Source organism: Methanolobus sp. WCC5, assembly GCF_045690325.1.
In the GTDB taxonomy this organism is placed as follows: Archaea; Halobacteriota; Methanosarcinia; order Methanosarcinales; family Methanosarcinaceae; genus Methanolobus.
Genome location: NZ_CP146981.1, coordinates 302523 through 315874, shown reverse-complemented (window position 1 = coordinate 315874; position 13352 = coordinate 302523). Strand labels below are relative to the sequence as shown.

General features: G+C 44.4%; 14 protein-coding genes. 7 read left to right on the top strand and 7 right to left on the bottom strand.

Annotation, left to right across the window (positions count from 1 at the left end; genetic code table 11):
• Window positions 1–302 precede the first annotated feature (302 nt).
• From V7O64_RS01590 to V7O64_RS01565, 6 genes are all read right to left on the bottom strand, one after another.
• Window positions 303–932, bottom strand: a complete 630-nt coding sequence (locus V7O64_RS01590) for an NTP transferase domain-containing protein (protein ID WP_407356288.1) — start codon at window positions 930–932, stop codon at window positions 303–305.
• The gene (cobS, locus tag V7O64_RS01585; protein WP_407356287.1) at window positions 929–1753 is read right to left on the bottom strand and encodes an adenosylcobinamide-GDP ribazoletransferase; all 825 of its coding nucleotides are present in this window, start codon (window positions 1751–1753) and stop codon (window positions 929–931) included. Before cobS ends, V7O64_RS01590 begins: the two co-directional genes overlap by 4 nt.
• The gene (gene cobZ / locus V7O64_RS01580) at window positions 1750–2355 is read right to left on the bottom strand and encodes an alpha-ribazole phosphatase CobZ (RefSeq protein ID WP_407357362.1); all 606 of its coding nucleotides are present in this window, start codon (window positions 2353–2355) and stop codon (window positions 1750–1752) included. The genes cobS and cobZ overlap by 4 nt, the downstream gene beginning before the upstream one ends.
• A gap of 33 nt (window positions 2356–2388) precedes the next feature.
• Window positions 2389–3384, bottom strand: a complete 996-nt coding sequence (locus V7O64_RS01575; protein ID WP_407356286.1) for a cobalamin biosynthesis protein — start codon at window positions 3382–3384, stop codon at window positions 2389–2391.
• On the bottom strand, window positions 3381–4874 hold the full coding sequence (gene cobD / locus V7O64_RS01570) for a threonine-phosphate decarboxylase CobD (protein WP_407356285.1): 1494 nt from the start codon (window positions 4872–4874) through the stop codon (window positions 3381–3383). Before cobD ends, V7O64_RS01575 begins: the two co-directional genes overlap by 4 nt.
• Before the next feature lie 62 nt (window positions 4875–4936).
• Window positions 4937–6388: an aminotransferase class I/II-fold pyridoxal phosphate-dependent enzyme gene (locus V7O64_RS01565; RefSeq protein ID WP_407356284.1), complete on the bottom strand. Its 1452-nt coding sequence runs from the start codon at window positions 6386–6388 to the stop codon at window positions 4937–4939.
• A 232-nt stretch (window positions 6389–6620) separates the two neighbouring features.
• Here V7O64_RS01565 and V7O64_RS01560 point away from each other — a divergent pair, with 232 nt between their 5' ends.
• The 6 genes from V7O64_RS01560 (at window position 6621) to V7O64_RS01535 (ending at window position 11241) form a co-directional block, all read left to right on the top strand.
• Window positions 6621–7403, top strand: coding sequence for a TIGR00266 family protein (locus V7O64_RS01560; protein WP_407356283.1), 783 nt, complete (start codon window positions 6621–6623; stop codon window positions 7401–7403).
• 52 nt (window positions 7404–7455) lie between these two features.
• Window positions 7456–8130, top strand: coding sequence for a metallophosphoesterase (locus V7O64_RS01555; RefSeq protein ID WP_407356282.1), 675 nt, complete (start codon window positions 7456–7458; stop codon window positions 8128–8130).
• A gap of 42 nt (window positions 8131–8172) precedes the next feature.
• On the top strand, window positions 8173–8679 hold the full coding sequence (locus V7O64_RS01550) for a hypothetical protein (RefSeq protein ID WP_407356281.1): 507 nt from the start codon (window positions 8173–8175) through the stop codon (window positions 8677–8679).
• 22 nt (window positions 8680–8701) lie between these two features.
• Window positions 8702–9856 (top strand): tRNA (guanine(10)-N(2))-dimethyltransferase, encoded by a 1155-nt coding sequence (locus V7O64_RS01545; protein WP_407356280.1) that lies wholly within the window; start codon window positions 8702–8704, stop codon window positions 9854–9856.
• A 107-nt stretch (window positions 9857–9963) separates the two neighbouring features.
• Complete coding sequence (locus V7O64_RS01540) at window positions 9964–10539, top strand: MarR family transcriptional regulator (RefSeq protein WP_407356279.1); 576 nt, start codon at window positions 9964–9966, stop codon at window positions 10537–10539.
• A gap of 15 nt (window positions 10540–10554) precedes the next feature.
• Window positions 10555–11241: a DUF2110 family protein gene (locus tag V7O64_RS01535; RefSeq protein WP_407356278.1), complete on the top strand. Its 687-nt coding sequence runs from the start codon at window positions 10555–10557 to the stop codon at window positions 11239–11241.
• On the opposite strand, the gene V7O64_RS01530 is transcribed toward V7O64_RS01535, so the two are convergent.
• Window positions 11238–11978, bottom strand: coding sequence for an ArsR family transcriptional regulator (locus V7O64_RS01530; RefSeq protein WP_407356277.1), 741 nt, complete (start codon window positions 11976–11978; stop codon window positions 11238–11240). The two genes, V7O64_RS01535 and V7O64_RS01530, sit on opposite strands and share 4 nt — an antisense overlap.
• A gap of 148 nt (window positions 11979–12126) precedes the next feature.
• On the opposite strand from V7O64_RS01530, the gene V7O64_RS01525 reads away from it, so the two are divergent.
• Window positions 12127–13140, top strand: a complete 1014-nt coding sequence (locus V7O64_RS01525; protein ID WP_407356276.1) for a class I SAM-dependent methyltransferase — start codon at window positions 12127–12129, stop codon at window positions 13138–13140.
• Window positions 13141–13352: the final 212 nt, after the last annotated feature.

Below are 13352 nucleotides of genomic sequence, written 5' to 3'. Positions count from 1 at the left end.
ACCTATCCTCACAAATATAACAGACTCAACAACATTGTTTATAATTCTGTCTTCAATTTAAATTCCATGCTCATTGAAGAAAATAACTGATAAAAAAGAAGCAAACAGAATGTTATGCAACTGAATAGACCATCAGAACGTAGAGGCACCTTTTTAAACATAAAAAGGTGCCCGATGATATTCCAACCACCCGAACATACGAGTCGGTCCGGCCTGTACCTATAAATGTTTGAACTGATACAATATAAATTATACGGTATGATCATCGCTGTTAATATCCAAGATAATAAGACTTCACACAATCAGTTCTTTATTATTCCTGCTTTCCTTTCAAGAAGCATATCCTTACACCTTTTAAGGTCATCGGGCGTATTGACATTAAGGGCAATCTCAATATCATTCAGGACAAGGCTTATATAGTCCTGTTCATGTTCAACCTGGCTCCCATCCAGTATGTTAATGCCTGAGGGCACGATGAGCTTACCATCCCAGTTAAAGACAGTATCAGGCCTGATACCCAGACTTTTACAGACAGATATAGGAGAGAATATTGACATTGCAGGTTTATCACATCCATTATACTCCTCTATTACCTTTTCAAGTAGTTCCGGTGTCAGAAGAGGAAGATCGGCCATGAGGATCAGAAGCGGATCTGTGATACCTGTCGTCTTTACTGCATGTACCATGTCCCCTACATAATTACCCCCGCCTGTAGGGATAACTTTCACCTTATCATCATATTCATTCCCGATAAAAGAGGCTGTGTTCGGAGTTGCAGGGGAAACTGCAACATATATGTCACCTATGCTCTCTGTCCTTTGCAGAGTTTCGATCACATAGGATATAAGAGGTCTTCCCAGCAGCTCCACACATGGTTTCTCCCCCATCCCAAGCCTGCTTCCAAATCCACCTGCCATTATTATAGCGTTCAAACAATACCTCCATACATTAATACCAGCGTGATGGTGATCAGTGCTATTACCCTTCCAACCTCATTTGAAGCACCAATTACATCACCGTTGACACCACCAAAATGCCTGGTGCTTACATTCAGCAACAACAGTGTTGCCACAATTGCCGCTATGAACGCAAGGATACCGGCAGGGATACCAGCAACCCAAAGTCCGAAGTACATGGATGCTCCAATACAGGCAATGCTACCAATTACAAAACCTATAAGGTATTTAGGTACTGTGGTATTGTTCACAAGTATGGAACCCAGACCTTCATGAATGGATTTCCCGAATGCAGCGATCGTCAGCATGGACTGCATCGCACTTACCTCAGACACGAACATCGCAAAGAAGAATATGCGGGCCACATCAGCACTAGTTGAATAGATAGCATCCGATTCATTGTAAAGTGATATCAGAACAGCATAGAACGCAATTAACGTAAGGGCAGCATAAGCAACTCCCCCGATACCCAGGGACATGTCCTTGAGGGCTTTGAGCTTCTTTTCCACAGATCCGTGGGCTGTCAGCCCGTCACCCAGATCTGCCATGCCATCCAGGTGATTAAGACCGGTAATATAGTAGACAAAAGCGATTAGCAGTACCACAGCAATCGGAGCGGGCAAATAACTTATAAGCACATAGGCCACAGCCCCCATAATAAGACCAAGTACTATGCCCACTACAAGATGCAGGTACGTCCTCTTGAAGAACTCATCCAGTCCCTCCATGGTAATTCCCACGGGAATGGTTGAAAGGAAGCCGAAACTTGAACGAAGGGCCAGTAAGAATGCGTTCATCCTGCGATCACATCACTTTTGGTCTTAGGTTCTGCTTTTTTCTCTTTTGTACTGGTCTTACCTGAAGGGCCTGCGGCCTCTGCCATGGCCCTTGTGTACATGTTAGCAGAAACACCGCCAATGAGCCCGCCTATTATATCATCCATAAAGGGACCAAGCTCACAGAGTATCCCTGGCTTTTGTTTGTCAAAGCGCACGAATTCGAACATGCCTTTGTCACCACTTATATATTTGGATATGCTCATTCCGAGCACCTCATCTGCTATTATGAATGTCAGGTCTTTCTCATAGGAACTTTTGCTGATATTGGGCAATCTCCCATCACGACCTTCTTTTTCAAGCAATATACCGGAATAGATAAGCAGACAGAGGTTGGGATCGGAGAGGGCGATATCCAGTTCAGCAAGGAACCTCTCCTCTGCCAGTTCTTTTGTTTCCAGGCCCGGGTGGGGGGCATACAGCTCCAGTGCCGTATCAACAAGCATCCGAACCGTTATTCCTTCCTCTTCAAGGATATCGATTATATCCCTGGTAACCTCACCTTCCAGTTCTGCGGACTGGTTCTTTTTCAGATCTTCTGATTCTATATCTGATAATTTCATTGCCATCACGTCCAGGTCTGTTATTAATGATACTTATATTAAGGTCTGTATAGACCAGATCAGGATTATAAATGAAGATATGATTATTGCAAATAGCGATGCTATAAGGATAATCCATGAAGTCGTTTTTATATCTTCTGAGACAGGATATGTAAACTCCCTGCCCAGCACATATGTATTCGGCTTTTCAAGTTTCACCCGCAGGGCGCCGGCTACTGAAGCCATTGGATAGCCCGAATTGGGAGACGGTGTTTTCAAGCCTTCAGCAAAACCGCTCTTTAAAGCACATCCGGGATCCACTTTTTTTGATCCCCGACAGAGCAGCCTGATAATCAGGGTTGCTGCATAAATGAATAACACTGACAGGCGGGCAGGTACCCAGTTCAGCACATCATCAAGCCTTGCGGAGAACCAGCCAATTTCCCTGTGGCGCTCATCCTTATAGCCTACCATGGAATCAAGGGTGCTTGTTGCCTTGAAAACATATGCTGCTATCAAACCCAAAGGTCCGAAGCATGCGTAGAACAACAGGGGGGAAAGGATACCATCAACATAGTTCTCAGATGTTGTTTCGATTATCGCAGATGAGACGTGTCCTTCATCAAGTGCGGATGTGTCCCTGCTTACATACATGGACAGTTTATACCTTGCATCATCAAGCTTTCCCGCATCCAGCTCTGCTCTTACCTCGTTTGCAGCTTCATAGAGACAGCGTATGGCAAACGTTGCCTTGAGGAAATAAGCAGCAACCAGATAGCGCAATGGAGAAGGAACAATTTCCATCCCCATGAAGTACAATACAATGTAGGCCAGGGTAGCTCCAAAGAGTATAGTGCACAGCCCCATGAATATGCCATAGAGCTTCCTGTGGGCATCAGGAGCATTCTTCCTGAAAAAGGAAATCAACCTTCCCATCCACACAACGGGATGCACGGATGCAGGTGGTTCATTGAATACAAGGTCCAGGACATATGCCAGCAGAAGCACTATAAGCAATTCAGTTGCATCGACCTGTACCGGAGGGATCATAGGTTTTTCTCCATAACGTTCTTCCAGGCCTTCCTGATACTTTCCTCACTTAGTCCTTCTGCAGTGAATACCTGCAGGAGTTCATCGACGATCCGCTCCTCATGTACTATGTTACAGTTCAGGCAGCTCCATACCTGCCCCCCGCTTGAACTTTCCACCCAGCTGCCACCGGTACGGGTATCCTCACATGGATAGAACGGACAGAAACAGAACGTACAATCCTGCCCTTTGAAATGGCACGGATAATAATCACATTCTGTATTACTTCCCATGCGACCACAATCTGTAGCTGCCTTTATATTCTCCTCCAGCTGCATCTTTGCCTGCTCACGCCCCCATTCGTATATCACCTGGCGGATAGTGGATGCTATACGTTCGTTCTCCTGCCTGTTGCGTATGGCTATTCTTATGTAGTCCTTTCCTATATCCTGGAAAGAGCTGCAATCACGTATCAAAACCCCATGTGAAGCCATGCGTTCTGCCAGTTCGGAGGAATTGAGGGAAAGTTCAGAGATATCCACGAAAATATAATTCACGCTGCTCTCAGCGGGCCTGAAACCTCTGCGTGAAAGTTTACCCATGAGGAATTCACGTTCCTGTGCTATGAAATCCCTGGAATCCTGAAGATATTTGCTATTGACCCCACCTTCCATGTTCAAAAGGGCGGTTGCCACAGTATCTGCGATGCATCCCATATTCCAGGAGAGCCTTGCATTGTTGAGCACACAGGCGAACTTACTGGAAGCAATTCCAAAACCCATCCTGATACCCGGGATCGCAAAGGCCTTGGTAAGGGAGCGCTGGATGAAAAGATAATCGTTCTCTTCAACAAGGTCAGCAACAGTCTGTTCAGGATCTGCAAGTTCTATGAATGCCTCATCCACAAAGAGAATGGTCCTGTGGGCTGCACAACGATGTGCAAGTTCCCCGATACGTTGCTTTAAGTGGAGTTTTCCTGTGGGATTGTTTGGGTTGCATACAAAGATCATTTTTGCCTCATCAAGGATCTCATCGGCAAGATCGAATATCTCTTCCTGATCCACATATCTGATCTGTGCACCCATAACCCTGCACTGCATCTCATACTCGCTGAACGTAGGCCTGGGGATAAGTACAATGTCCCCTTCTGCTATTACACATTCGGCAACCAATCTGATTATTTCAGTGGACCCGTTACCCGGGATGATGTTCTCATATGTTATGCCCATACCTGTAAAACCGGCTGCTGCCTTCCTGTATTCCAGGTATCTGTTATCAGGGTACTGTTCCATTTTTTCGATCCCTGTCATGAGAAGCTCCTGCAGATCGAGTTCCGGGCAGGGTTGTTCAAATGGTGTTCCGAAAGGATTCAGGCTTGCGCTGGCATCCAGTATTTCCGATTCGGGTATCCCGTAGCTCTGGGAACTTTTTCGTATCAGTCCGCCATGGGCACATGGCTCAAGACTTAAAAGATATTTCTTTACCGGGAGAGGTGATCTTTGGTCTGTCACAATAATCAAAGCATGTAGTAAATAGGAAATATATTAACCTGTTTAATCGACATTTAAGAAGATCAAAGCAGAGGCTCAATGATATCCTTCCATGCCCTCCTTATGTTCTCATCAGTGTCTCCGTCAGCCATAAGTGCATCAAGCACCGTCTTGGCGACCTTTGGTCTGTGCAATAAAGTACAGTGTTCGCAACTCCATACCTGTCCGCCTGTGGAACTGGCAATCCACTTGCCACCAGTCCTTTCATCCTCACAGGCATAAAAGGGGCAGAAACAGAAAGTGCAGTCCTGGCCCAGAAAATGGCAGGGATAATATTCACATGAACCACGGCCGGCACATGTTGCACCACCATGCTCTATGGTCTCTTCAAGTTTTTCCCTGGCATCTTCCCGGCTCAAACGGGCAAATACCTCATCGAGGGAGTGCAGAAATCTTTCAAATTCATCCCTGGGACGAACAGATATCCTTACATAGCGCTTTTGGCCATCAAAAAAATCACTGCACTCACGTATAATTATTCCTTGTGAAGCAAGACCTTCTGTGAGACGCAGGGAATCAAGGAAAAGGTCCCTGACATCCACAAGAATGTAATTTGCACTGCTTTTGATCGGATCAAAGCCATAGATAGCTGAAAGACGTTCAGTGATAAATTCGCGCTCCTTTTCGATAAAGGCCCTGGAATCGGAGAGGTATTTACAGTATGGACCTCCTGGCATTCCCAGAAATGCAATCCCCACAGCTTCCTCAAATGCTCCGATATTCCATGAGAGACGGGCAGCATTCAAAACACCGGACATAGGAACTGAAGCTATGCCATATCCAAGTCTAATGCCGGGCATGCCAATGATATTTGAGACCGACCTTATTACAAAAAGATGATCATTTCCAAACACCATGTCAGCGATGCTTGCAGCAGGATCGGCAAGCTCTATAGACGATTCATCAACTATGAGCAAAGTATCATGTTCTGCACATTTTTCTGCGATCCTGCACATTTCATCTCTTGATATAAGTGCACCTGTAGGATCATTGGGGTTCTCGACAATGACTATCTTTGTTCTGTCCAATGTCATCTTTGGCAGGCGGAGTAGGTCCTCTGAGGAAAATCCCTGCACGCGGGCACCGAATATCTCAGCGATATGACGATACTGGCCGGCTGAAGGAGCGGGAACTATCACCTGATCATCTTCATTTACAACCGATCCAATAACAAGACGTAACAACTCACAGGGGCCATTCCCGGGAACTATGTTCTCAAAGGTTAGACCATGACCTACAAAACCGGCAGCTGCACTCCTCAGTTCCAGGTATCTGTTATCCGGATACTGGTGGATCTTTTCACCTGTCCTCAAAACTATCTGTTCAGGGCCAATATATATGTCAGGGAAATCGAACGGTGTGCCCAGAGGATTTTTGATTAAACTGAAATCAAGAATATCTGATTCTGCAATGTTGAACTTCTCAGATAATTCATAAGCCTTACCGCTATGTTTCCTTGCTTGTAATGCAAGCAAATAATGCTTCAAATGAAGTGGAAAATTTTTTCGGTACACACTTATCAACACTTGGTTACGCACAGGAGATATATTAAACTATTCAAGTTGAGTTGTGTGTTGTTAATTAATCAAAAAGCAGCAGTTTAAAGTTTTAAAGATAAAACCATAAATAGTGGTAATACAAATCCTTATCTTAATTTCTTAAAAGGAGTTTTCGCTTACTGTACAACTAAATAGTGGAGAATACAGAATGGCAGATGAAATCGATTACAAAATAATTGGCAATGAAATGCAGCTTGTAGAAATTGAGCTTGACCCTGATGAGACGGTTACAGCAGAAGCAGGGGCAATGATGTACATGGGACCCGGGATTAAGATGCAGACTTCCACCGGTGGTGGCATATTGAAAGGTCTCAAGCGTGCCATCACAGGTGAGAGCTTCTTTATCACAAGTTTTACTCACGAAGGGGCTGGGAAGGGATATGTTGCCTTTGGAGCGCCTTATCCGGGAAAGATAATATCCCTTGACCTTGGCAAACTGGGGGGCAGTTTCCTGTGCCAGAAAGATGCATTCCTGTGTGCAGCAAAAGGCATAGATATAGAACTGGCACTTTCCAGGAAGATAGGAGCAGGACTTTTCGGGGGAGAAGGATTCATACTTCAGAGACTTAAGGGCAACGGTCTTGCTTTTGTGCATGCGGGAGGAACTATCGTGGAAAAGGACCTTGCAGCCGGGGAGACCATCAGGGTAGATACCGGATGTATAACTGCATTTGCAGAAAGTGTTACATATGATATACAGTGGGCAGGCGGATTCAAGAATGCACTCTTTGGAGGAGAGGGACTTGTACTGGCAACCCTTACAGGTCCGGGTAAGATCTACCTGCAGAGTCTTCCGTTCTCACGTCTTGCGGACAGGATAGTTGCTGCATCCAGACAATTTGGCACAGAAAGCAGAGGTGAATCAAAAGGTGTTGCCGGATTTGGCGAGAAGGCACTGGGCGGTCTGCTTGGCGGGGACCGTTCCTTTTAAAGATGAGAAATGGAAAGTAATGAATGAAATTCAATGAATGGATTTCCGTGATATGGAGACGCCTGAAATGAGACTCTTTGCTATTGCAGACCCCCATGGCAACTATTCAAGGATAGAGGAACTGCTTGATATTGCAGGGGATATCGATGTAGTGCTCATTGCAGGTGATATCACCAATTTCGGACCAGATGAGAAGGCACTGGAGCTGTTCTCCCTTTTTGATCAGCCGATACTTGCAGTTCCCGGGAACTGTGACCACGATTCCATAATAAAGGTCATTGAGGATTCCCGGGCCATAAACCTTCATAATCGTTCGTTCGTGATGGACGATGTGCTGTTCCTGGGACTTGGAGGATCCAATCCCACACCATTCTGCACTCCTTTTGAGATACAGGAATGTGAGTATGAAGAGAACATTTCCATGCTGTTGGGCCGGTCAACGGGAAATGAGAAAAGGATAGTAACCCTCACCCATGCACCTCCATTCGGGGTCCTTGATGAGGTGGGAGGCATGCATGTGGGATGCAGGGCCCTTAACATGTTTCTTGACAGGGCAGACCTTATGGTCTGCGGACACATCCATGAAGCCAGGGGTATAAAAAAGTACGGAAAGACAACGATCGTAAATCCCGGGATGGCTGCACTTGGCTTTGCAGCAGTGATAGGACTTGATACCGAAAATAAAGAGCATAATATAAATGTAAAGCTTATAGAAGCCATTAGATAAGGTATTTAACCATCGAAATTATATCATAATGCAGGTGATATAATGAAAGCAAAGATATTGATGATATTGATGATAATACTCTCATTCTCGGCCATAGGATGTGTCGATGGGACCGACGGGGATGTGAATGAAACAGAGACACCTGATGGAGAGATCGATGGCGCTGAGGAAGGAACGGATTCAGGGGACATAGATACTGAAGAGCCAGTCGATGAGTCAACCGATGAGACAGACCAGGGAGCTGCTGAAGAAGAGAATGGCAGACTTGAAGTGGTAGAGTCTGAAGCTCCAAGGACATACACCATCTACATGAGAAACTACCTTACCCAGCCAGGCAACATAACTATCAATACCGGTGATACCGTAGTCTGGTTCAATGACAACGATCCTACAAGGGTGTTCACACTTGTGAGCAACGAAGGTCTGTGGGAAGATACAAATATAGGGAGAAGACTGAGCTTCAGATACACATTCGATGAGCCCGGTACATACACCTACAAGGTCCTGGGCTATGAAGAAAGGATGAAAGGAACCATTATCGTTAAATAAGAACGGATCTTCAGGGAACCCGATGAAAGTAAGATCTGTCAGAGAAGGTGATACTGAAGTCCTGGTTCCTGTTCCTGAGGAAGGTGCGAATTTTGCACCATCCTCAGCACCGGTTTTCTTTAACCCTGTCATGGAAATGAACAGGGATATCTCCATAGCTGCAACATCTGCTTTCCTAAAGAGGATGCAACCCTGTCCTGAAAAGGCCATCACATACGTTGATGCACTTTCCGCTTCGGGTATACGCGGACTCAGGATAGCTAATGAGACAGGCATCCACGCAACCCTCAATGACTGGAGTGAGGAAGCCTGCGGTCTTATACGAAAGAACATCGAAAATCTCGGGATAGGAGAAAAGGCAATTGCAACTCATAAGAATGCAAATGTTCTCCTCCATGAGAAACATTTTAATATAGTTGATCTTGATCCTTTTGGCACACCTGCACCTTTCCTGGCAGCTGCTTCCCGGTCTGTCATTGACCTGCTTGCGGTAACGGCAACGGATACCGCGCCTCTTTGTGGAGCTCACCTGAATTCCGGTATTCGCAAATATGCTGCAATACCCTTTAACAACGAATACCACAGTGAGATGGGAGTACGCATACTTCTGGGCAGGATAGCCAGGGAACTGGCACTCCATGATAAAGCCATGGAACCCCTTCTGTCCCATGCAACCCGCCACTATGTACGTACCTACCTTTCTATTAAAAAGAGCGCAAAACAGGCTGACAGGATGATAAAGGGAATGGGGTTCATTGCACACTGCCCTGGCTGTGGCCACCGGGAAACAGTATATGGTCTTGCACCATGCATCAGCCAGAAATGCAGCCTCTGCGGTGAAACAAATAATGTTGCAGGTCCTATGTGGCTTGGAAAACTTCATGACCCTGGTTTTTGCAGTGAGGTAATTGCTGAACTGGAGGTCCGCAATTGCGGCACCAGGCAATCAGCTATCAAAATGCTTGAGTTCTGCAGGGATGAACTGGATATTCCAATGTTCTATGACCAGCACCTGTTATGCAAAAAAATGGGAGTTTCTGCCTCAGCAATAGATGTATTTATACATGAGTTGCAAAGCCGGGGATATCTGGCATCAAGGACACATTTCAGCGGCACATCTTTCAAAACAAATGCACAGGTTATGGATATTGAACATATAATTGCTGATATCCGATAGACATATATACTATTTTTATTTTAATGATATATATTAAAATATATAATACAGGGTATTATGATGTTTTTTCAAATAAGGGTTCAAAGTGCTTGTAAAGAGGATATGTTATGACAAAAGAATATGCGGAACAGCTTTTTTTGCAGGAGAAACCAACCCTTGCCCTTCTGGCCATATGGTCCTTACAGAAAACATATGCATCAGTTATCACAAAAGAGATAAATTCCACTTTTGCACACACAACAAAGATACTGGCAAAAATGGAAGAACACGGTCTTGTCCAATTCACAGTAGAGGGACGTGTCAAATATGTGGAACTTACAGAACATGGGTACAGGGTAGTTGACGCTCTAAAGAACCTGATCATGGCAATTGAAGGTGAATCACCTGACCAGACAGAAGACGCAACGGATAATCCCGATTCACATAACATGCATTACCAGGAAGAGAGAAGGCATACCAGGGAGCATATAGACAGGTTACATAAGCAGATGGTTTCTACTTATGAAGATCTTTTCAATCAACAATCAGAACCACAGGTGATGAAGATGAAAATTGGTCCCTTCAGCCGTGATATCCAGTTACTGTTAAATTCAATAGAAGAGAATGAAGACCTCATCGATGATGAGGGTCTGGACAAGCTGAATGAGATACAGACCATCTTCGATCAGGTAATGAAACAATAAATAAGGATAATCAAAATGTCCACTGTTAAACTTTTATTAAAGATATATGGCAACAAGGAAAGAGCCCTCCATTCTGCAGAAGTGCTTGTGAATAATGAATTGAAGGAACTTGATGCTTCAGCAGAATTCTCTGTTTCCGAGGATAACTGGCTTTTAGCTAATGTTAAGGGAGAGGATAGTGAATTTGCTTTGAACTTCCTTGCCAGTGAATTCGGCACACCGGTTCAGGAGCTTAAGGAGAATGAAGTTTACCAGGGTGTCATACACAGGATACTTGAAAATGAAATGATCGTTGATGTGGGAACCCTGATAAGCATTCCACAAAAGGACCTGGCGATACTTGGGAATGGCACTGCAAAACAGATAGCTTTGAGATTTGGGATAATCGGGCATTTACCCGTCCGGATACGGATAAGCAACGAAAAGACAAAACAGGGCAGCTTTACAAAACAACAGGCAGACCTCTGGTGGAGCTGGAAGAAATCTGAACAGGACAGGGTAATAGCCAATGCTGTTACGCGTTCGGAACTTAAAGCTGCCATCAAAAGGACAGGTCATGCACGGGACATATATGGAATTGAAAGACTGGGACTAATGGAACATATGATCACCTGCAGGGAAAACACTGATGGGCCCGGTATCGTTGCTGCAATTGGCAGGCTTGTAAAAGGAGAACTTGGCGTTATCAGAACATCTGATTAAAGCCACACCATCTGGAAAAGACAGCCTTCACAATCCTCATCACATCTGCCGATCATACGCATTACACATTCCATACCCAGTTTTTCTTTGAGCACACCTTCAAAGACACCTTGTGCAAATGAACAAAGGGTCTTTTCCCGGATGGGAATTGACCTGCAGTCAAAAAAGTTATGGACAACGATCCTGAGTGGTTCCTGGCTCAGAACAGTGAAACTTCCTATATCATGTTCCCCCCAAAAAACACTCATTTCCTCCAGTATATTGCTGCAATCAGTTGATACGAAGTTCCTTGACAGACTGGCACCCACATCTTTACCGATCTTTCTCATGATGGGGTCACAATTCACTCCATGTGCATGAAAACCATATTGTACTGCATGGAACAGGCATTTCAGACAACCAAAGGAATTCATATTGGGAGAGCCGAGCAGATCAAGCATTTCGGTGTAATGCTTCATTCCCGGTTTCTGGGAACATGCAACATACTGGCATTTCAAAGAATATATCTTCTTTCTCCTGTCTTCAGGATCTGTAGCTTCCTCAAGAAGATTCTGGGATTTCAGATCGTTCAGGTGAACGGAAATTGTGGACTTGGCTTTTCCTGTATACTGAACTATCTCATCAAAGGACTTAGAACTATCTTTCAAAAACTCAAGTATACTGATCTTTACAGAACCGTTAAGAGCAATAAATCCAATATCCGTGGAAAAGATAGCAGTATTGTCCCCGTTGTTCATGCAATACTGAATAATCAAACAATGTATTTAAATGTTCGCTATGGAGCGAATGATTTATTCCTATAAATTGAAAAAGCTGTGCAGGCAGATCATCATACATAGAAATATATAGATAAGGCAGAATCTCTCAACACAATAGCGGATGATTATGAATAAAGTTATCAGGGTACCCATAAAAGAAGCTGAGGCTGTCAGGCTCAGGATAAAAGAAGCCGGTAAACTTGATCCAGCAAGAAAGATAAAGGTCATTGATAACGGCAAACGCTTCATCGAGATACCTGTTACAGATGACATCCGGGGATTTCAGACTTACTGCCAGGAAGATAGTCACTTCTACAGTAAATGGCTTTCACTGGGAGAAAGACTCAAAGGCAATATTACAGATGCACAACACAGGATGTTACCTTCCGGATGGCACATTCTTGGTGACGTCATCGTAGTTACCATAGATCCGGCCATAGAACACCTGAAAGATAAAATAGCCGGATCATTGCTTAAGATGTATCCTTCCTGTAACACAGTAGTGCGAGACCTTGGAATAAACGGACAGTTCAGGAAACCTGAAAGAGAGATACTCACTGGCAATAATACAGAAACTATCCACAGGGAAAATGGATGTCTTTTCAGGCTTGATGTCACAAAGGTCATGTTCTCAAAAGGAAACCTTCATGAGAAGGCGTTGATGAGCAGGATAGCTGAACATGAGACAGTAGTCGATATGTTTGCAGGAATCGGATATTTCACGATCCCCATGGCTGTCCATTCAAGCCCTGAAAAGATAATTGCAATAGAGATCAATCCGCAATCCTACAGATATCTTCTGGAGAATATAACCCTGAACCATGTAGAGCATATCGTGGAAGCCTTTAACGGTGACTGTGCACAACTCACACCCCCGGGAGTGGCAGACAGGGTAATAATGGGCTATGTGGGCACCACTCATCATTATCTGCAAAACGGTATAAGAGCCATCAAAAAGACCGGAGGCATGTTGCATTACCATGAAACGACCCCCGAACCACTTATATTTGAAAGACCGGTGTCCCGCATCATGAAGGCGGCTTTAGAGGAAGGCAGGCATGTTGAGATAAAGGAATGTCGCAAGGTCAAGAAATATTCGCCCGGTGTCTGGCATGTTGTTGTGGATGCGTGGGTACATTAAGACAAAAGAAAAAGTTCTGCCGAATAATATCTATGGGTACATCAAAAATACTTCTCTCCCCTTTTCTGTAATATAATCAACACAAGGCCGCCAAGATTTAGGGATGACGTTCTTTGAGCTCTTGCATTTGTTTAGATGATGCATAATATATGTTATACTTATAGGTTATGGCCAAACCTTCCAACTGAAATTTCAGATGAATTCAGATACTT

Bases quoted from the DNA above. Each gene is read 5' to 3' on its own strand.
- cobS (WP_407356287.1), bottom strand. From the start codon at position 1,753: ATGAACGCATTCTTACTGGCCCTTCGTTCAAGTTTCGGCTTCCTTTCA.
- cobZ (WP_407357362.1), bottom strand. From the start codon at position 2,355: ATGAAATTATCAGATATAGAATCAGAAGATCTGAAAAAGAACCAGTCC.
- V7O64_RS01575 (WP_407356286.1), bottom strand. From the start codon at position 3,384: ATGATCCCTCCGGTACAGGTCGATGCAACTGAATTGCTTATAGTGCTT.
- V7O64_RS01560 (WP_407356283.1), top strand. From the start codon at position 6,621: ATGGCAGATGAAATCGATTACAAAATAATTGGCAATGAAATGCAGCTT.
- V7O64_RS01555 (WP_407356282.1), top strand. From the start codon at position 7,456: ATGGAGACGCCTGAAATGAGACTCTTTGCTATTGCAGACCCCCATGGC.
- V7O64_RS01550 (WP_407356281.1), top strand. From the start codon at position 8,173: ATGAAAGCAAAGATATTGATGATATTGATGATAATACTCTCATTCTCG.
- V7O64_RS01545 (WP_407356280.1), top strand. From the start codon at position 8,702: ATGAAAGTAAGATCTGTCAGAGAAGGTGATACTGAAGTCCTGGTTCCT.
- V7O64_RS01540 (WP_407356279.1), top strand. From the start codon at position 9,964: ATGACAAAAGAATATGCGGAACAGCTTTTTTTGCAGGAGAAACCAACC.
- V7O64_RS01535 (WP_407356278.1), top strand. From the start codon at position 10,555: ATGTCCACTGTTAAACTTTTATTAAAGATATATGGCAACAAGGAAAGA.
- V7O64_RS01530 (WP_407356277.1), bottom strand. From the start codon at position 11,978: ATGAACAACGGGGACAATACTGCTATCTTTTCCACGGATATTGGATTT.
- V7O64_RS01525 (WP_407356276.1), top strand. From the start codon at position 12,127: ATGAATAAAGTTATCAGGGTACCCATAAAAGAAGCTGAGGCTGTCAGG.